The 19,105-nt window shown below is 39.9% G+C and carries 20 protein-coding genes and 3 tRNA genes; 10 read left to right on the forward strand and 13 right to left on the reverse strand.

Annotated elements, in window-relative coordinates:
- Positions 1-49 precede the first annotated feature (49 nt).
- On the forward strand, positions 50-856 hold the full coding sequence (locus BUW93_RS04155) for an SDR family oxidoreductase (protein ID WP_081209443.1): 807 nt from the start codon (positions 50-52) through the stop codon (positions 854-856).
- 1 nt (position 857) lies between these two features.
- The gene (locus tag BUW93_RS04160; protein ID WP_081209517.1) at positions 858-2,237 is read left to right on the forward strand and encodes an aldehyde dehydrogenase; all 1,380 of its coding nucleotides are present in this window, start codon (positions 858-860) and stop codon (positions 2,235-2,237) included.
- A gap of 18 nt (positions 2,238-2,255) precedes the next feature.
- Here the strand turns inward: BUW93_RS04160 and BUW93_RS04165 are convergent.
- From BUW93_RS04165 to BUW93_RS04175, 3 genes are all read right to left on the reverse strand, one after another.
- Positions 2,256-2,339 (reverse strand) — tRNA-Leu (locus BUW93_RS04165).
- A gap of 188 nt (positions 2,340-2,527) precedes the next feature.
- Positions 2,528-2,600 (reverse strand) — tRNA-Lys (locus BUW93_RS04170).
- A 117-nt stretch (positions 2,601-2,717) separates the two neighbouring features.
- Positions 2,718-2,790, reverse strand: a tRNA-Lys gene (locus tag BUW93_RS04175).
- 125 nt (positions 2,791-2,915) lie between these two features.
- Between BUW93_RS04175 and BUW93_RS04180 the strand changes: the two genes are divergently transcribed.
- A complete protein-coding gene (locus tag BUW93_RS04180; protein ID WP_081209445.1) occupies positions 2,916-3,437 on the forward strand; it encodes a shikimate kinase in 522 nt (173 codons plus the stop codon).
- Here the strand turns inward: BUW93_RS04180 and BUW93_RS04185 are convergent.
- The 3 genes from BUW93_RS04185 to BUW93_RS04195 all read right to left on the reverse strand — a co-directional run bounded on the left by BUW93_RS04185 (position 3,429) and on the right by BUW93_RS04195 (position 4,999).
- Positions 3,429-3,929 carry a phosphoribosyltransferase family protein gene (locus tag BUW93_RS04185; RefSeq protein WP_081209447.1) on the reverse strand — a complete coding sequence of 167 codons (501 nt, stop codon included), beginning with the start codon at positions 3,927-3,929 and terminating at the stop codon, positions 3,429-3,431. The two genes, BUW93_RS04180 and BUW93_RS04185, sit on opposite strands and share 9 nt — an antisense overlap.
- 97 nt (positions 3,930-4,026) lie before the next feature.
- Positions 4,027-4,620, reverse strand: a complete 594-nt coding sequence (locus BUW93_RS04190) for a methyltransferase domain-containing protein (protein ID WP_081209448.1) — start codon at positions 4,618-4,620, stop codon at positions 4,027-4,029.
- The gene (locus BUW93_RS04195) at positions 4,604-4,999 is read right to left on the reverse strand and encodes an RNA-binding S4 domain-containing protein (RefSeq protein WP_081209449.1); all 396 of its coding nucleotides are present in this window, start codon (positions 4,997-4,999) and stop codon (positions 4,604-4,606) included. Before BUW93_RS04195 ends, BUW93_RS04190 begins: the two co-directional genes overlap by 17 nt.
- A 66-nt stretch (positions 5,000-5,065) precedes the next feature.
- On the opposite strand from BUW93_RS04195, the gene BUW93_RS04200 reads away from it, so the two are divergent.
- Positions 5,066-5,968: an FKBP-type peptidyl-prolyl cis-trans isomerase gene (locus tag BUW93_RS04200; RefSeq protein WP_232778306.1), complete on the forward strand. Its 903-nt coding sequence runs from the start codon at positions 5,066-5,068 to the stop codon at positions 5,966-5,968.
- A gap of 70 nt (positions 5,969-6,038) precedes the next feature.
- Here the strand turns inward: BUW93_RS04200 and BUW93_RS04205 are convergent, their stop codons facing one another.
- From BUW93_RS04205 to BUW93_RS04215, 3 genes are all read right to left on the reverse strand, one after another.
- Complete coding sequence (locus BUW93_RS04205) at positions 6,039-6,629, reverse strand: outer membrane beta-barrel protein (protein WP_081209450.1); 591 nt, start codon at positions 6,627-6,629, stop codon at positions 6,039-6,041.
- A 122-nt stretch (positions 6,630-6,751) separates the two neighbouring features.
- A complete protein-coding gene (locus BUW93_RS04210; RefSeq protein ID WP_081209451.1) occupies positions 6,752-7,705 on the reverse strand; it encodes a transketolase family protein in 954 nt (317 codons plus the stop codon).
- 89 nt (positions 7,706-7,794) lie between these two features.
- Positions 7,795-8,640 carry a transketolase gene (locus BUW93_RS04215; RefSeq protein WP_081209452.1) on the reverse strand — a complete coding sequence of 282 codons (846 nt, stop codon included), beginning with the start codon at positions 8,638-8,640 and terminating at the stop codon, positions 7,795-7,797.
- 174 nt (positions 8,641-8,814) lie between these two features.
- On the opposite strand from BUW93_RS04215, the gene tgt reads away from it, so the two are divergent.
- From tgt to BUW93_RS04245, 6 genes are all read left to right on the forward strand, one after another.
- Positions 8,815-9,945, forward strand: coding sequence for a tRNA guanosine(34) transglycosylase Tgt (gene tgt, locus BUW93_RS04220; RefSeq protein WP_081209453.1), 1,131 nt, complete (start codon positions 8,815-8,817; stop codon positions 9,943-9,945).
- 1 nt (position 9,946) lies between these two features.
- The gene (locus tag BUW93_RS04225; RefSeq protein ID WP_081209454.1) at positions 9,947-11,023 is read left to right on the forward strand and encodes an LptF/LptG family permease; all 1,077 of its coding nucleotides are present in this window, start codon (positions 9,947-9,949) and stop codon (positions 11,021-11,023) included.
- Positions 11,024-11,123: 100 nt separating this feature from the next.
- On the forward strand, positions 11,124-12,077 hold the full coding sequence (locus BUW93_RS04230; RefSeq protein ID WP_081209455.1) for an acetyl-CoA carboxylase carboxyltransferase subunit alpha: 954 nt from the start codon (positions 11,124-11,126) through the stop codon (positions 12,075-12,077).
- 168 nt (positions 12,078-12,245) lie between these two features.
- Positions 12,246-13,811, forward strand: a complete 1,566-nt coding sequence (gene dnaB, locus BUW93_RS04235; RefSeq protein ID WP_081209456.1) for a replicative DNA helicase — start codon at positions 12,246-12,248, stop codon at positions 13,809-13,811.
- A gap of 94 nt (positions 13,812-13,905) precedes the next feature.
- The gene (locus BUW93_RS04240) at positions 13,906-15,138 is read left to right on the forward strand and encodes an asparagine synthetase B (RefSeq protein ID WP_081209519.1); all 1,233 of its coding nucleotides are present in this window, start codon (positions 13,906-13,908) and stop codon (positions 15,136-15,138) included.
- Between the two features lie 10 nt (positions 15,139-15,148).
- The gene (locus BUW93_RS04245) at positions 15,149-15,574 is read left to right on the forward strand and encodes a secondary thiamine-phosphate synthase enzyme YjbQ (RefSeq protein WP_081209521.1); all 426 of its coding nucleotides are present in this window, start codon (positions 15,149-15,151) and stop codon (positions 15,572-15,574) included.
- Between the two features lie 49 nt (positions 15,575-15,623).
- Here BUW93_RS04245 and rplT read toward each other — a convergent pair whose 3' ends face one another.
- From rplT to thrS, 4 genes are all read right to left on the reverse strand, one after another.
- Complete coding sequence (gene rplT, locus BUW93_RS04250; protein WP_081209457.1) at positions 15,624-15,968, reverse strand: 50S ribosomal protein L20; 345 nt, start codon at positions 15,966-15,968, stop codon at positions 15,624-15,626.
- Between the two features lie 112 nt (positions 15,969-16,080).
- Positions 16,081-16,278, reverse strand: coding sequence for a 50S ribosomal protein L35 (gene rpmI, locus BUW93_RS04255; RefSeq protein WP_011708523.1), 198 nt, complete (start codon positions 16,276-16,278; stop codon positions 16,081-16,083).
- Between the two features lie 32 nt (positions 16,279-16,310).
- Positions 16,311-16,826, reverse strand: coding sequence for a translation initiation factor IF-3 (infC, locus tag BUW93_RS04260; protein WP_198536978.1), 516 nt, complete (start codon positions 16,824-16,826; stop codon positions 16,311-16,313).
- A gap of 59 nt (positions 16,827-16,885) precedes the next feature.
- Positions 16,886-18,832, reverse strand: coding sequence for a threonine--tRNA ligase (gene thrS, locus BUW93_RS04265; protein WP_081209459.1), 1,947 nt, complete (start codon positions 18,830-18,832; stop codon positions 16,886-16,888).
- Positions 18,833-19,105 lie beyond the last annotated feature (273 nt).

The following is a 19,105-nucleotide window of genomic DNA, read 5'->3' on the forward strand; positions in this document are numbered from 1 at the left end:
AAATTGTTTAATTTAGTAGTTAATTTATTAAACAAAAAATATTCGGAATATGACCAAAATTAAATCCAGTCGGGTACTAATAACCGGTGGGGCCTCAGGAATAGGTAGATTAATGGGGAAAAAAGTGCTGGAAAAAGGAGGGGAATTAATCATCTGGGATCTTAATGGGAAAAAACTCAAAGAAACACAGGACCAGCTGAAAGCCTGTGGCGAAGTCCATGCCTTCGAAATTGATATAACCAAACAGCAGGATGTAAAAGAACTTGCGGCTAAAATAAAGGCTGAAATAGGTCCTGTTGATATTTTGATTAATAATGCAGGAATTGTTTATGGAGGTAATTTTCATGAATCTACTCCTGATGCAATCAATAAAACCATGGCTGTTAATGCCCTGGCCCCAATGCATCTAACCCAGGAGTTTTTACCTGGTATGATTTCCCGAAAGTTTGGGCATATTTGTAATATTGCGTCTTCAGCAGGGTTGGTTTCTAATCCAAAAATGGCCATTTATGCCGGAAGTAAATGGGCCTGTACCGGGTGGTCTGATAGTTTAAGATTGGAAATGAAAGCTCTTAAAGCCGGAGTGCACGTCACCACAGTAACTCCCTATTATATTAACACGGGAATGTTTGACGGGGTGAAGTCTTTTATTCCCATTCTAAAGGAAGAAAAGGTAGCTTCAAAAGTTATTAAGGCAATTGAAAACAACCGGATTTTCTTAAGCATGCCCTGGAGCATGCGCTTTGTGAGATTTTCTCAGGGACTGTTTCCTATTTGGTTCTATGACTGGTTTGTAGGAAAGGTACTGGGGGTTTACAAGACTATGGATGAATTTAAAGGTAGAAACAATAATTAAAATGGAAGAAACATCCCTAATTAATATTGAGGCGATTTTCAAAAGTCAGAAGGAATTTTTTGGAACTCAGCATACCAAAGAAGTATCCTTTAGAATCGAACAACTCAAGATCCTTAAACAGGCTGTCTTAAAGTATGAAGATCGCATATATGAAGCCCTGTTTATGGACCTTCATAAAAGTAAGGAAGAAGCATTTTTAACCGAGGTAAGTATTGTTTTACAGGAAATAGATTATCATCTTAAAAAACTTAAAAGCTGGGCCAAACCAAAAAAAGTATCATCTCCTCTGGTGATTTTACCTTCCAGTTCAAAGATTCATTATGAGCCTTTAGGAATAGGACTTATTATCTCTCCCTGGAATTACCCCTTTCAACTAAGTCTCAACCCGCTGGTTGGTGCGATCTCTTCCGGATGCTGCGCGATTTTAAAACCTTCACCCGATTCTGAAAATACTTCCAGGGTCCTGCAAGAAATGGTCGGAGAGTTTTTTCCTTCAAAATATATAAGTTTGGTGCAGGGAGGAAAAGAAACCAATCAGGCGCTTTTTGAATTTCCGTTTGATGTTATTTTCTTCACAGGCAGTTCCAGGGTTGGGAAAATAGTGATGAAAGCTGCCGCAGAGCATTTGAGTAAAGTTGTACTTGAGCTCGGTGGAAAAAGTCCCTGTATTGTAGATAAGGAGGCTAATCTTGATCTTGCCGCAAAGCGCATTGCCTGGGGGAAAACAATTAATGCGGGCCAAACCTGTATCGCTCCCGATTATCTTTTAGTTCATAGCTCTGTTAAAGAGGAATTACTGAAAAAGATTATGGAAGCCTATAAGGAGATGTATGGAGAAAAATTAAAGGAAAGCGACCACTACGCGAGAATAATAAATAAAAATGCCTTTGAAAGGCTTACCGCGTATTTAGATACGAAAGATGTTTATCCCAGGAAAGAAGTGGATTCGAAGACCCGATTCATTGCTCCCGTCATTCTGGACAATGTAACCGCTGAAGATGAAATAATGCAGGAAGAGATTTTTGGACCAATCCTTCCGGTAATGGAATTTGGAGAAATTTCTAAAGCCATGGCATACATAAATGCAAACCGGAAACCTCTTGCGCTATATTATTTTGGAGATAAAAGTAAAGCCGGGGAGGTTCTTCAAAAAACAAGTTCGGGAGGTGCCTGTATAAATGATACCCTGTTACATATAGCTAACCATAAAATGCCATTTGGGGGAGTAGGCCATAGCGGAATGGGGAATTATCATGGGCATAAAAGTTTCCTGGCTTTTAGTCATGAAAGAGCAGTAGTGAGTTCATCAACAAAGATAGACCTACCATTAAAATATCCGCCTTACCGGTTTTTTGGAATGATAAAGAAAATACTGGGGTAAATAAAGAAGTGAAAAGTGTGCCCGGAGCGGGAGTCGAACCCGCACGCCCTAATGGACACATGGCCCTCAACCATGCCTGTCTACCAGTTCCAGCACCCGGGCAAAAGCAGGATTCGAAAATCTGACTTTTATTTGGGTCTCAGTAAGTTGAATTCCGAAGGGATTCTGAACTTAATAAGTGATTTGAGATGTCACTTAATAATATGATCTGGCTGGGGCTTCCTTCGACTTTGCCTATCGGCATCGCTCAGGATAAACTTCTCGCCCAAAAAGATCAGAACTTCAAGTTGTGATCTGGCTGGGGCTCGAACCCAGGACCCTCTCCTTAAAAGGGAGATGCTCTACCAACTGAGCTACCAGATCTTGTTTTAATTAAAAAAGGAACTTCAATTTGTGATCTGGCTGGGGCTTCCTTCGACTTTGCCTATCGGCATCGCTCAGGATAAACTTCTCGCCCAAAAAGATCAGAACTACAATTTGTGATCTGGCTGGGGCTCGAACCCAGGACCCTCTCCTTAAAAGGGAGATGCTCTACCAACTGAGCTACCAGATCATTTGTGGCATACGTCGTTTTGCGAATGCGGGTGCAAATATACACTCATTAATTTATTTTTCAAGGCTAAAATCATATAAATTTGCATTTGTTTTCAATTCATCTAAAAACGAGTAAATTATACTATGAAAATATTTCTTGCCGGATATATGGGTTCCGGAAAATCCCTGTTAGGAAAGCAACTTGCTAAACGGTTAAACCACGATTTTCTTGATCTTGATGATCAAATCGAAACTATAGAAGGAAAAACCATAGCCGATATATTTAACGAAAAAGGAGAGCTTTATTTTCGTAAACTGGAAACCAAGGTGTTAAAAGATGTGCTGGAAGACCCATCAGACCTGGTTGTTTCTCTGGGTGGTGGTACTCCTTGTTACGGGAAGAATTTGGAACTCATCAAAGAAACCCCCAATACAAAAACCATTTACTTAAAAGCTTCAGTAGAGGAGCTTACCCGCAGGTTGTTTCCGGAGAAAATTCACAGGCCGGTTATAAGCCATTTGGAAACAAAAGAGGCCCTCGAGGAATTTATTAGAAAACATATGTTCGAAAGAGGTTACTATTACCATCAATCAGATATTGTAGTAAATGTAGATAATTCCGAACCAGAAGAAATTTTGAATTTATTAATAGAGAAATTAAAATAGCTCTGCTTTGTTCTTCCCTTTCTCGAAACTCAATTTTACCGTTTCGTGAATTGAAGTTGAAAGTGAAATTCCTTTAAAATCGGCTTTTACCGGGTATTTTTTGTGATTTCTGTCAACAAGTACAGCTGTCTTGAATTGTTTTAAAGGAACCTCGAGAAAATGCTTAACCCCGTAAATTAAAGTGGTTCCTGAATTTAGGACATCATCGGCCAGAATCACCGATTTGTCCTGATATTCAGATTTCTCCAGGGAGGTTGTTATCTTGCCCAGTGGATTTTTCTTATCAATCTTTACCTCGCAAAGGATTATCTTTAACGGGGAGATCTCCTCCAGCCACTTTTTTAGGCGTTGAGTAAATTCATAGCCGTTTTTGGAAATCCCGGCTAATACGATCTCTTTTTCTTCCAGGTTGGTTTCATATATCTGGTAGGCAATGCGCTTTATTTTATGCTGAATTTGTTCGTGGTTTAAGATCAATACACCTGCTTTCATCTGTATAAAAATTTATAATCTATTGGTTTTGTTGCTATCGTCCCGATAATTAAGATAATTAAGCGGAGGCGTTTTTTTAAATGCCCCGTATGGACTTTTATAATTTTATGAATATGAAAAAGAGCTCATTAGCCTGTCGGGGTTTTATAGAATTATAACACGGTTCCAGGATATCTATTCTAAAGTACTCGCTAAAATACGTTAAATATTCATTTTTACTACCACCAAAGGGAGGTCCGTTTTCAGTGAACTCAAAGTTAAAAAGAACTCCCGATATTTTTCCTGTTGGCGTTAGCAGGTTAAAGCACTTTTTAGCATAGGCAGGTCTTTTTTTCCGGGGCAGCGCACAAAAGAAGGTCTGTTCCAGGATAAGATCGAACTGGTCTTCGATCTCAAAAAAATCGGTATGCAGGATTTGCTTCCGGGGAAAACCGGGACAGCGTTTTGAAAGATTTTCAAGCGGTTTTTTAACAAGATCGGCCACAAAAACATTCCTGAATCCTTGCTGAAAAAGGTATTCGGCTTCCCAGGAGTTACCAGCGCCGGGAATTAGAATTTTCAGGTCCTTGTTAGTGAGCTGGTCAATATAAGCCTTTAAGGGTCTTGATATTTCACCAATATCCCAGCCTGTTTGGTTTTCCTCATAACGCTGCGACCAGAATTCTGAAGAAAAATTATTTTTCTTTGTCATCGGGGTTGGGATCTGTATTTTCAAACCATTCGTCTATATCCCGGCGATCTTTTTTAGTTGGCCTACCCGTGCCTTTTTTGCGATAATAGTCTTTGGAATACTTCAGTAGTTCCAGTTTTTCGAATGCCTCTTTTGGGGTTAGATCGTTAATATATAAATTCACCAGTTTAGCACCAACCCGGCTTGGGGGAATATCCAGAACCTCAATCTGATAATCGATCTGGTTTTTGCGTACGCTAATCTTATCGGTAGGAAAGACCTCCCTGGAAGCCTTTACATTGCTGCCTTCCATTTTTATTTTTCCCTGTTTACAGGCATGCGTAGCAAGGCTGCGGGTTTTAAAATATCTTACACACCATAAAAACTTATCAATCCTCATAAAACTGGGGTTTAATCCTTAAGCAAAAATACAAGAATATTGTATCTTGCGCCCCAAAATAGAATAATGATGAGATTGAAATATTTATTTTTAACGGGTATTGTTTTTAGCATGGCCCTGGCTTCCTGTAGTGATGATGACGACGTTGTGGAAGAAGTACCTGAAAGAGATAAGGGAGAGCAGGCCCTTGAAGATGATCAGGCCTTAAAAGCATACCTGGAGACCCACTTTTACAATTATGAAGATTTTGAAAGTCCCGCTGAAGATTTTGATTATGTAGTACGCTTTGATACTATTGCGGGAGATAATGCCGATAAAACCCCTATAATAGAATCTGAAAATCTAATTCAAAAAACCTATAATCAGGATGATGTAGCTTATAATATATACGTTCTTAAAGTGAGAGAAGGAGTAGGGGAGCAACCAACTTTTGCAGATTCGACCCTGGTTACATACCGCGGTGAATTGCTTGACCGTTCTACTTTCGATAATGCAAAAACTCCGGTTTGGTTTGACCAGGTTTCACTAATTGCTGGTTTTACCCAGGGAGTGATCGAGTTTAAGGGAGCTTCAGGATATTCTGTAAATGCCGATAATACCGTTAGTTTTAATAACGATTATGGAGTTGGCGCAGTGTTTATGCCTTCTGGGTTGGGGTACTTTTCTAATTCACAACCCAAGATTCCTGCATACAGTCCGCTTATTTTTAGCATTAATCTTCTGCAGGTGAATGAGGCCGATCATGATGCTGATGGTATTCCAAGCTGGATGGAAGATCTTGATAATGATGGAGATCTTGCAAATGATAATTCAGATGAAGACGAAACTCCCAATTTCGCCGATAGCGATGATGACGGCGATGGTACTCCCACCAGGGATGAAATTGTAATTAACGAGGATGGAAGCATTGAATTTCCCGACACGAACAATAATGGAACTCCAGATTACCTGGATCCCGATACCTTTTAAAGGAAAAAACATAAAAATAAAAATGCCCGGAAAAATTTCCGGGCATTTTTGATTTAAGCGAACTGCTGAATTATAATTTATAAGATAGACTTAAGGCCCATTGCGAGGGGCGGGAATCTATACTGAAATTTTCTGAAGCCGTTTCACTAAAAGCCGTATTTTCTTTAAATGCGCCTTCATAACGAATGTCAAAGCCTAGACGCCCTAAATTAAGACCTGCCCCCAGCTGGTAACCGATGGTGATTTGATCTTCTGGCTCGCCAATCTGTAGGCTTGTGTCTTCCAATTCGTTGTTAACAATATACTGAAAAGAAGGTCCGGCCTTTATATTAAGAGGTCCCAGAACATTGAGTCCCACCAATACCGGTGCATCGATCTTGTTTATTTTATAATCAAAGGTTTCATATTCGGTATTCAAGCTGGTATATAAGAGTTCGGGTTGAAGAAATATTCCGGCGAATTCAAAATTTCCGAAGAATCCTAAATGATAACCCGATTTGCTTTTCCCCTCAATAGTGGTTGCATCTTCAAATCCTGCTTCTGCATTTTCGTAATCTCCGGCGGCTCCATAGTTGATCCCTCCTTTAATTCCAAAATTGGCTTCCTGCGCCATTAAACCTGTACCGGTTAGAAACACAGCGATAATTATTAGCTTTTTCATATTATTTTAATTTTAAGTTAGGGCTTCAATAACGCATAAACGATGCCGTTTATTCTGAAGCAATAAAAAAAGCCTTTCAGAAATTCTACTGAAAGGCTCTTAAAATACTGTTTTACAAAAGTTTATTTTCTACTTAAAACTTTTTCTGTTGCCTTAATAATAGCTTCAGCATTAAGTCCGTATTTGTCCATTAATTGTTCTGGCGTGCCACTTTCCCCAAAAGTATCCTGGGTGGCCACGAATTCCTGTGGTGCAGGATTATTTTCAGCTAAGGTGCGTGCTACGCTTTCTCCAAGTCCGCCAAGGAAGTTATGCTCTTCTGCAGTAACCACGCATCCGGTTTTCTTAACCGATTTTATGATCGTCTCTTCATCCAGCGGTTTGATAGTGTGTATGTTTATCACTTCAGCGCTTATCCCTTTTTCTGAAAGTTTTTCTGCTGCCTGAATCGCTTCCCAAACCAAGTGTCCGGTTGCGATTATGGTAACATCGTTACCTTCATATAAATTTACGGCTTTTCCAATCTCAAAATTTTGATCTTCAGGAGTGAAATTTGCTACTTTTGGTCTTCCAAATCTAAGGTAAACCGGGCCCTCATGTTCTGCTATAGCCAGGGTGGCTGCTTTGGTTTGATTATAATCACAGGTGTTGATTACCGTCATCCCGGGTAGCATTTTCATTAACCCGATATCTTCAAGGATTTGGTGAGTGGCACCATCTTCCCCAAGAGTTACTCCCGAGTGACTGGCACAAATCTTTACATTTTTACCTGAATAGGCCACACTCTGCCTGATCTGGTCGTAAACCCTTCCGGTAGCAAAATTGGCGAAGGTACCGGCAAAAGGTATTTTTCCCCCAATGGTTAATCCAGCGGCAATACCAATCATATTGGCTTCAGCAATTCCAACCTGGAAAAAACGTTCTGGGTTTTCGTCTATGAAATCCTGCATTTTAAGTGAACCTACAAGGTCGGCACAAAGGGCTACAACATTTGGATTCTTCCTGCCCAGTTCGGTAAGTCCATCACCAAAACCTGAACGGGTGTCTTTTTTTCCTGTATCTGTATATTTTTTCATTCTAATTGTCTTTGTTATTTCCGTCCCGCAAAAAGGCGGGATAAACTGCGGCGGAAATCTATTTTTATTTGACTACCTTAATAGGGCTTTTAATAATCTCCTAAAGTTTCAGGATTTTGAGCAAGAGCTTTTTCAAGCTGCTCATCATTTGGTGCTTTTCCGTGCCATGCGTGGGTGTGCATCATAAAATCTACCCCGTTGCCCATCACAGTGGTCATTAAGATACAAACCGGCTTTCCTTTTCCGGTATGTGTTTTGGCTTCTTTCAGGCCGTCAATAACCTGTTCAATATCATTTCCGTCTTCAATTTCAATAACATCCCACCCAAAAGCTTCAAACTTCTTTTTGAGATTACCCATTGGGAGTACGGTTTCAGTGCTTCCGTCAATTTGTTGCCCGTTAAGATCTACTGTAGCTATAAGGTTATCAATCTTATTGGCCGCAGCATACATAATCGCTTCCCAGTTTTGGCCTTCCTGGAGTTCACCATCACCATGTAGGGAAAAAATAAGGTGTTTGTCCTTATTTAATTTTTTGGCTTCCGCAGCACCAATCGCTACAGACATCCCCTGGCCAAGTGAGCCTGAAGCTATGCGTATGCCGGGCAGACCTTCATGTGTGGTTGGGTGACCCTGCAAACGCGAGTTAATAAGTCTGAAAGTGTTAAGTTCATCTACCGGAAAATATCCGGTGCGGGCAAGTACACTATAAAATACCGGGGAAATATGGCCGTTGGAAAGAAAGAATAAATCTTCGTCCTTACCATTCATATCAAAATCGGTATTTTGGTGCATTACCTCCTTGTAAAGTGCTGTGAAAAATTCGGTACAGCCTAAAGACCCTCCGGGATGCCCCGAATTAACCTTGTGTACCTGTCTTAAAATATCTCTGCGCACTTGCGTGGCAAAGTCTTTTAATTCCTGAATGTCTGACATTATAGTATTGTGTTGTTTAAATAATGGCCACAAAAATAGGCTTTTAAATAGCTTTGACAAAGCCCCGAATGCCCAGTTATTAACTTTGAGACTCAAGTAACTAACAATTTAGCTTTTTAAGCGGCTTCAATTTGATTTTTAGTTGAGTATCTTTGCAGCGATTTAATTAAGACTATGAAATTTGATTTATTGACTACCGATGCCGGTAGTAAAGCCCGTGCCGGAACCATCACCACCGATCACGGCAAAATTGAAACGCCTATTTTTATGCCTGTTGGGACAGTAGCTTCAGTAAAAGGAGTGCACCAACGAGAGCTAAAGGAGGATATTAATCCTGATATAATTTTGGGCAATACCTATCATCTTTATTTAAGACCTCAAACCGAAATTTTAAAGAAAGCCGGCGGTCTACATAAGTTTATGAATTGGGATCGCAACATCCTTACCGATAGTGGTGGTTACCAGGTTTATTCTCTGTCTGCCAGGAGAAAAATTAAAGAAGAAGGCGTGAAATTTAAATCCCATATCGATGGGTCATTTCATACTTTTACTCCTGAAAATGTAATGGAAATTCAGCGTGCCATTGGAGCCGATATTATTATGGCCTTTGATGAGTGTACCCCATATCCCTGTGATTACCGGTACGCTAAACGCTCTATGCATATGACGCATCGATGGTTAGATAGATGTGTGAATCACCTGGATAAGGTTGAACCTTTTTATGGATTTAATCAAACCTTATTTCCAATTGTGCAGGGAAGTACTTATAAGGACCTTAGAGAACAATCTGCGGAATATATCGCATCAGTTGGCGCAGAGGGGAATGCTATCGGAGGCTTATCTGTAGGAGAGCCTGCGGAAGAAATGTATGCAATGACGGAGGTGGTCACCAAAATCCTTCCGGAGGATAAGCCACGCTACCTGATGGGGGTGGGAACTCCAATAAATATTCTGGAAAATATCGCTTTGGGAATAGATATGTTCGATTGTGTGATGCCCACCCGGAATGCGAGAAACGGTATGCTTTTCACCGCTCATGGCACCATCAATATTAAGAATAAGAAGTGGGGAGATGATTTTTCTCCCATAGATGATATGGGGATTACCTGGGTGGATACCGAATACTCTAAAGCCTATCTTCGACACCTGTTTACCGTAAACGAAATGCTTGGCAAACAAATTGCTACCATTCATAATCTGGGCTTTTACCTTTGGTTGGTGAGAGAGGCCAGAAAGCATATCTTAGCAGGGGATTTCACGTCCTGGAAGGACAAAATGGTAAAACAAATGGATAAGCGTTTATAAATTGAAGATTCTTGATTGGTACATATTAAAGCGGTATTTGGGAACTTTTTTCCTGATGTTGTTGCTGTTTATACCTATTGGAATAACGGTAAATCTAGCAGAGAAGATCGATAAGATTCTTGAAAATGAGGTGCCCTTTATTGAAGTTGCCTTTTATTATCTTGATTTTACAATTTATTTCGCCAACCTGCTTTTCCCTTTATTCCTCTTTTTATCGGTTATCTGGTTTACGTCTAAGTTGGCCAATAATACTGAAATTATTGCCTTTTTAAGCAGCGGGGTCTCTTTTTACAGGTTTTTACGACCTTATTTAATTGGAGCGACTATTGTTTGTGGTTTTGCCCTCGTACTCAGTATGTATCTGGCCCCAAAAGCCAGCAAGGGTTTTAATGAGTTTAAATATGAATATCTTAAAAAAGGCACTCAAACCCAGGAGACCAATGATGTTTACAGGCAGATTAATGATGATGAATATATTTATGCCAGTCACTTCCAACCAAGAACAAAAACGGCAAGGAACTTTACTCTTGAACATTTTAATGGAAATGAACTTGAATTCAAAATAAGCGCTTCCCGCCTTAAATACAACGAGGAGGATTCTACCTATACGCTAAGTGTATTTGATAAAAGAATAATTGGTGAGAAAGAAGATGAAATCATACATGAAACATCGGTAGATACCATTCTCCCTTTTGATTTTGATGAGCTCACCCCAGAAAACTATATCGCCGAAACGCTTAACTATACAGAGCTTAACGAATTTATAGAAAAAGAACGCCGTCGGGGTTCAGGGAATATTAACCGTTATTTGGTGGTAGCCTATAAAAGATGGAGTATCCCGGTCTCCGCATTTATTTTAACAATTATTGCTGTAGCAGTCTCTTCCATAAAAAGAAGGGGAGGAATGGGGGTAAACCTTGCATTGGGAATTACTTTGGCCTTCGTGTTTATTTTCTTCGATAAAGTATTTGGTACTATGGCCGAACAGTCTACTTTTTCTCCACTAGTTGCGGTCTGGTTTCCCAATATAAGTTTCGGGGTATTAGCTGTTTATCTGTTGTTTAAGGCTAAGCGATAGGTCTCAAAAATTCCTTGATAAAATATTGATGCATCATAGGAATTCTTCCTTTTAAAGTTTGTTATATTTGTAAGCTAATAAAAAACACCCATAACTACTTATGGAATATTTAGATTTTGAATTACCCATTAAAGAGTTAGAAGAACAGTACGAGAAAGCTTGCAATATAGGTTCAGAAAGTGAAGTTGATGTTACTGCTACCTGCAAACAGCTCGAGAAAAAACTGAAAGAGAAAAAAAAGGAGATTTATAAGAATCTTACTGCCTGGCAAAGGGTGCAGCTTTCCAGACACCCTAACAGGCCATATACCCTGGATTATATAAATGCCATTTGTGGTGATACTTTCCTCGAACTTCATGGAGACAGGAATGTAAAAGATGATAAAGCAATGATTGGTGGTCTGGGAAAGATCGATGATCAAAGTTTTATGTTCATTGGCCAGCAAAAAGGTTATAATACCAAAACAAGGCAATATCGCAATTTCGGGATGGCTAATCCCGAAGGTTATCGTAAAGCGCTAAGGTTGATGAAATCTGCCGAGAAATTCGGAGTACCAGTAGTAACCTTTGTTGATACTCCCGGAGCCTATCCCGGAATGGAAGCTGAAGAACGTGGCCAGGGAGAAGCAATCGCCAGGAATATTCTGGAGATGACCCGCCTTAAGGTTCCAATCTTTGTTGTGATTATAGGAGAAGGAGCCAGTGGTGGAGCCCTGGGAATTGGAGTTGGAGACAAGGTGTTAATGCTGGAAAATACCTGGTATTCGGTTATTTCTCCTGAATCCTGTTCTTCAATTTTATGGAGAAGCTGGGAATATAAGGAACAGGCCGCAGATGCCCTAAAGCTTACCGCCGGGGATATGAAAAAACAAAAGCTGATCGATGAGATCGTAAAAGAACCTCTTGGAGGCGCACACAGCGATAGGGAGGAAACGTTTGCAACGGTGAAAAAGGCAATTGCTTCTTCTTATGATGAGTTTAGAAACTTATCACCAACCGAACTTGTTGAAAAAAGAATGGATAAATATTTGAATATGGGAGTCTTTAAAGGCTGAGTCCTTAAATAACATAACCTGATAAAAATCCGAAACATTTTGTTTCGGATTTTTTTACCCTTATTAACAGGAATGCTTAGTTATCAACACCACAAATGTTGAATACCTGTGAATTAACTCAAGTTGGTTTCTTTAAGACCGTCTTAACATTTTATTTACTTTAGTGCTATGGAAAAAATCACTGCCCCCCAAAGTTTTAAATATCAGAAGTCTAATGTAATAAACCTTGAAAAAGGAAAACTGCCTCCACAAGCTGTTGATTTAGAAGAGGTTGTGTTGGGTGCTATGATGATTGATAAAAAGGGGGTGGACGAAATTATAGATATCCTCAATGCCGATGCATTTTATAAAAACTCCCATAAACTAATTTTTGAAGCGATACACAAACTCTTTGAAAACACTGAGGCGATCGACTTATTAACGGTTTCCAATCAATTGAAGAAAGATGGAAATTTTGATAAGGTTGGGGGCGATTATTACCTCATTCAGTTAACGCAAAAGGTGTCTTCTTCGGCTCATATCGAGTTTCACGCGCGAATAATCCTTCAGAAATATATTCAGCGTAGTCTTATAAAAATTTCTAACGAAATTATTGAGGAGGCTTATGATGAAGGAACCGATGTTTTTGATCTTCTGGATAGTGCCGAGGCAAAACTTTATGAGGTAACCCAGGGAAATATTCAGAAATCTACCGAGACGGCCCAGAGTTTGGTTATTCAGGCAAAGACCAGGATCCAGGAAATATCGAATAAGGAAGGACTTAGCGGTGTGCCTTCAGGATTTGAGAAGCTCGATCAGCTAACTTCAGGATGGCAACCCAGTGACCTTATTATCGTTGCTGCCCGTCCTGGTATGGGGAAAACGGCTTTAACCTTATCTATGGCCCGTAATATTTCTGTTGGACAAAATATTCCTGTGGCATTTTTCTCCCTGGAGATGTCTTCCGTACAGCTTATTACCAGACTTATTTCATCTGAAACCGGTCTTTCTTCAGAAAAATTAAGAACCGGAAACCTGGAAAAACATGAGTGGGAACAGTTAAACGTAAAGGTAAAAGACCTGGAAAAAGCTCCGCTATTTATAGACGATACACCATCTCTGTCTATTTTTGACCTTAGGGCTAAGGCTCGGAGACTTGCTTCCCAGCATGGCATTAAATTGATAGTTGTAGATTACTTGCAGTTAATGACGGCCGGTGGTTCACAAAAAGGCGGTGGGAACAGGGAGCAGGAAATTTCAACTATTTCCCGTAATCTCAAAGCGCTGGCCAAAGAATTGAATGTACCGGTTATTGCCTTGTCACAGCTTTCCAGAGCAGTGGAAACACGCGGGGGAAGCAAAAGGCCTTTACTTTCAGATTTGAGGGAATCTGGGGCAATTGAGCAGGATGCCGATATAGTTTCCTTTATTTATCGTCCCGAATATTACAAAATTGATGAATGGGATGATGAAGAGCGTACCCCTACCGAGGGTCAGGGAGAATTTATCGTGGCTAAACACAGGAATGGTGGCCTGGAAAATATCAGGCTTAAATTTATTGGGCATCTTGGTAAATTTGATAACTTAGATGAGTTCGATTCACCATTTGAATTTCATTCCAAAATGAATAGTGGAGGTGATGAATCGCAGGAGTTTGGCAGTGCTAACCTACCAAGCCCTAGTGCCGATGAAGCTTTTGGAAGCTCGATGAATGATGATTTTAATAATGAAGACGATAGCGAAGTGCCATTCTAAAAAATATTTGTTTTCTGCGGAAGACAGCTTTTATTTATTTAATATTTTGAAAGGATTTGCCAGGACCAATGGCAAATCCTTTTTTATTTCCATTATGTTTATTCTTTCGGTCTCCCCTGTATTTTCCTCCAGTATTCTTATCCCGATGGACGAATTCCAGGAGGATCATCTGAAGGCTTACGGAATAACCTATTTTGCCCTGGAGGGAAACCTTGAAGTTAGGTGGCTGCTTAATTACCGGGGAGGATCTTTCCTTATATCTGATACAGAAAATCTTCAGAAAGAGTGTAAAATAAGAGGAGTATCTTATGAGGTAATGAGTGATGCAAAGACCCTTGAAGTTCTCAAAGAGATTTCGAGTCCCTCACAAAATATGGAAAATGTTGTACTTGAGAAGGCTCCAAAAATAGCGGTTTATTCTCCGGGAGATGCCCGGCCCTGGGACGATGCGGTGACTATGGTGCTAACTTATGCGGAAATTCCTTATGAAACCATTTATGATGAAGAGGTTTTAGGAGATGCTCTTGTTTTATATGATTGGCTTCATCTTCATCACGAAGATTTTACTGGCCAATATGGGAAATTTTACCGGGCGTTTCGCATTACACCCTGGTATATCGAAGAGAAAAAAGAGGCTGAAGCTCTGGCTGAAAGATTGGGTTATGACAAAGTATCAGAAGAAAAACTTGATGTCGCCCTTAAAATTAAGGACTATGTGATTGGGGGCGGATTCATGTTTGCGATGTGCAGCGCTACCGATAGCTTTGATATTGCTTTGGCAGCCGAAGGTGTTGACATTGCCGAGCCTATGTTTGATGGGGATCCCAGCGAACCGGGCTACCAGTCTAAAATTAATTATAATAAAACCTTTGCTTTCACCGATTTTATTCTGGAACGCAGCCCTATGGTTTATGAATTTTCATCTATTGATATGACTGATAGACGACAAATTCCGAAGGAATCAGATTATTTTACACTTATGGACTTTTCAGCAAAATGGGACGTGGTACCCACTATGTTAACTCAAAACCATACCCGCCTGGTAAAAGGCTTTATGGGACAAACAACGGCTTATAATTCAGAAACAATAAAACCGAATGTGTTGATAATGGGTGAAAGTAAATTGAACGGGGAAGCCAGGTATATCCATGGTATTAAAGGTAAGGGCTTTTTTACTTTTTACGGAGGTCACGACCCTGAAGATTATCAGCACAGGGTAGGAGACCCTAAAACCGAACTCTCCCTTCATCCTAATTCCCCGGGCTATCGTTTGATACTAAACAATGTATTATTCCCTGCCGCCAAAAAGAAGCCACAAAAAACTTAAAAAAAGTAAGATGAAAGTATTTCAGAAGGAAATAAAGCTTAAGCCTAAAGCGAGAGGATTTCATTTGGTAACCGGTGAGATTATGGGATGGATTAATGAAATTGAAGACTTTAAAACCGGTATATTTCATGTTTTTATTAAACATACTTCAGCTGGCTTAACCATTAATGAAAACGCCGATCCAACGGTGAGGGACGATTTTGAAAGTCATTTTAATGAAATGGTTCCTGAAAATATGCCTTATTACAAACACACTGCCGAAGGCCCCGATGATATGCCGGCACATATTAAAGCTTCTTTGCTGGGAACTTCTCTACAAATCCCGGTTACAAATGGCAAGTTGAACTTAGGTATCTGGCAAGGTATTTATCTTTGCGAACACAGAGATCACGCCAGCGGCAGGAAGCTGGTAGTTACCATTACAGGTGAAAAATAAAAAAGCCCGGTTATTCACCAGGCTTTTTCTAAGAGAGTATAATATTTGTTTATTTTACTTTGTCTACTATTGCTTTAAAAGCGGCGGGTTGATTCATCGCAAGATCGGCAAGAACTTTACGGTTCAAACCGATGCCGTTTGCTTTAACTCCTCCCATAAACTGAGAATAAGACATACCGTGTTCACGGGCTGCAGCATTTATACGCATAATCCACAATGAACGGAAATTACGTTTCTTGGTTTTGCGGTCTCTGTATGCATAAAGCATAGCTTTCTCTACCGCGTTTTTGGCAACTGTCCAAACGTTTTTACGACGTCCGAAGTAACCTTTTGCTTGCTTAAGAACCTTTTTTCTTCTGGCTCTTTTCGCAACTGAATTTACTGATCTTGGCATAATTTTACATTTTTTTGTAGCAGGCGGTCGGTAATTGACACTTTATTAAAATCGGTTAGATTTTGCCCAACTCCAGGGTTTTTAAATTGTTTAAACCGTTAAGCGCTTCAGTTTACTTTAAACGTAACTGAAGTTTAACATTGTCCTTATCTGCATCGTGTACTAAAGTACTGTGCGTTAAGGCTAGCTTACGTTTTTTAGACTTCTTTGTTAAGATGTGGCTTTTAAACGCATGCTTTCTTTTAATTTTACCGGTACCTGTAAGCTTAAAACGCTTTTTGGCACTGGATTTTGTCTTCATTTTAGGCATGTTCTCTTCTTTTATAATTAACTCTCTTATGCTTATTTTGTCTTTCTTGGTGAAAGGAACATAGTCATCCTTTTACCTTCCAGTTTAGGCATTTGTTCTACTTTACCTAAATCTTCAAGGTCCTGGGCCAGACGAAGCAGCAGGATTTCACCTTTATCTTTAAATACAATAGATCTTCCTTTAAAGAATACAAATGCTTTTAGCTTAGCTCCGTCTTTTAGGAATTTTTCAGCATTACGTTTTTTAAACTCATAATCGTGATCATCGGTATTAGGTCCAAAACGAATCTCCTTTACTACTACCTGACTTGCTTTCGCCTTTAAGGCTTTTTCGCGCTTCTTTTGTTCGTAGAGAAACTTCTTGTAGTCCATTACCTTAACAACAGGTGGCTTGGCATTTGGAGATATCTCTACCAGGTCAAGGCCTTGCTCATCAGCAATTTCCAGGGCTTTTTTGGTAGGGTATACTCCCATTTCTACATTGTCGCCTACAAGGCGCACTTCATCAACCCTGATCTTATTGTTGATCCGGTGTTGATCTTCTTTAATTTCTCTTAGCGGTCGCTTTGATCTTTTTCTACGTATTGCTATGGCTTATCGTATTTTAATTAAACTTCAAACGTCTTTAACGTCTCTCTTATTTCTTTATTTATTATTTCGGCAAAGGCTTCAGGGGTCATTGTTCCCAGATCTCCTTCTCCACGTTTTCGTACAGAAACTGTACCATCTTTCTCTTCCTGCTCTCCTACAATCAACATGTAAGGGAATTTGTTTACTTCGGCTTCACGGATTTTCTTCCCAACGGTTTCATTCCGGTTATCGGCCAGGGCGCGAATTTCGTGATTTTCTAGCAAAGTTAAAACTTTTTGTGAGTATTTTTCATACTTCTCGCTGAGCGAGAGAATGATAGCCTGTTCTGGCATTAACCATAGCGGGAAGTTCCCAGCAGTATGCTCAAGCAAGATCGCAATAAACCTTTCCATACTGCCAAAAGGCGCACGATGTATCATGACAGGTCGATGTGACTCATTGTCACTGCCTTTATAATTGAGGTCAAATCTTTCTGGCAGGTTATAATCTACCTGTATGGTACCCAACTGCCAACTTCTGCCCAAAGCATCTTTAACCATAAAGTCCAGTTTTGGACCATAAAAAGCGGCTTCTCCCGTTTCGATTACATAATCAAGCCCTTTTTCTTTTGCCGCATTGAGGATAGCGCTTTCAGCTTTTTCCCAAACATCATCGCTGCCAATATATTTTTCTTTGTTATCTGGGTCCCTGAGGGAAACCTGGGCCGTGAAGTTTTCGAAACCTAAAGAATCGAATACATATAAAGTAAGGTCTATAACTTTTTTGAATTCTGAATCTAATTGATCTGGAGTACAGAAAATATGGGCATCATCCTGGGTAAATCCTCTAACCCTTGTTAATCCGTGTAATTCCCCGCTTTGTTCATAACGGTATACCGTTCCAAATTCTGCGAAGCGCTTGGGAAGGTCACGATAACTCCACGAAGAAGCATTATAAATCTCACAGTGATGAGGGCAGTTCATGGGTTTTAGTAGGAATTCCTCTCCTTCATTAGGCGTATGTATGGGCTGGAAGCTGTCTTCACCGTACTTGGCATAATGTCCTGAGGTAACATATAGCTCCTTTTGTCCAATATGTGGACTCACCACCATTTCATATCCTGCTTTTTTCTGGGCTTTTTTAAGAAAATTTTCCAGCCGTTCTCTTAAAGCCGCCCCTTTTGGTAACCATAATGGTAAGCCCTGACCCACCTTTTGTGAAAAGGTGAAAAGTTCAAGCTCCCGCCCTAATTTTCGGTGATCCCGTTTTTTGGCCTCCTCTAATAGTTCCAGATATTCTTTTAATTCTTTTTGCTTCGGAAACGAAATTCCATAAACCCTGGTAAGCTGAGGGTTCTTTTCATCCCCCCTCCAATAGGCTCCTGCAACGCTCATTAGCTTTACCGCTTTTATAAAACCTGTGTTGGGAAGGTGGCCTCCGCGACACAGATCGGTAAAATTGGAGTGGTCACAAAAGGTAATCTCTCCGTCCTTTAGATTTTCAATAAGCTCAACCTTAAAGGGATTGTTCTGGTTTTTATAATATTCAAGAGCTTCGGCCTTGGAAACTTCACGCATTCTAAAGTCGTGTTTTTCACGAGCGATCTCCAGCATTCGGTTTTCAATCTTTTTAAAATCGTTTTCCGATAGCTTCTCTTCGCCGAAATCAACATCGTAATAAAAACCATTTTCAATAGCAGGGCCAATGGTGAGTTTGGCACCGGGGTAAAGTTCTTCAATGGCTTGAGCCATAACGTGAGAAGTGGAATGCCAGAATGCTTTCTTACCTTCATCATCTTTCCAGGTGTAAAGAATAAGGTCTCCGTCTTCTTTAAGCGGAGTTGAGGTTTCCACCGTTTCTCCTTTATATTTAGCCGAAATGACATTTCGGGCCAGGCCTTCGCTTATGCTCATTGCAACATCCATAGGAGTGGTGCCCTTCTCAAATTCCTTTATACTGCCATCCGGCAAACTTACCTTGATCATTTTCTTGATTTCTGAACTAATTTATGCGCAAAGATAACAAGCTGACTTTGGTTGCGCAATAATGTATGAGTATAAAAATAGGCGATTATAACGGGTATTATTCTGTCCTTAATATATGTACTTGAATTTTCTTGTATTTAGGTGTATTTCTGTTTTGGATTTTCTTCGGAAAAAATTATAATTTCTAAAGAGTTCAGACTGAAGTTGTTTGGGTGTTTATTTAAGATTTCTTTAAAAAACTTTTGAATTACGCTTGCGGGACTAAAAAAGCCC

The organism is Salegentibacter sediminis, from assembly GCF_002078605.1.
Taxonomy (GTDB): domain Bacteria; phylum Bacteroidota; class Bacteroidia; order Flavobacteriales; family Flavobacteriaceae; genus Salegentibacter; species Salegentibacter sediminis.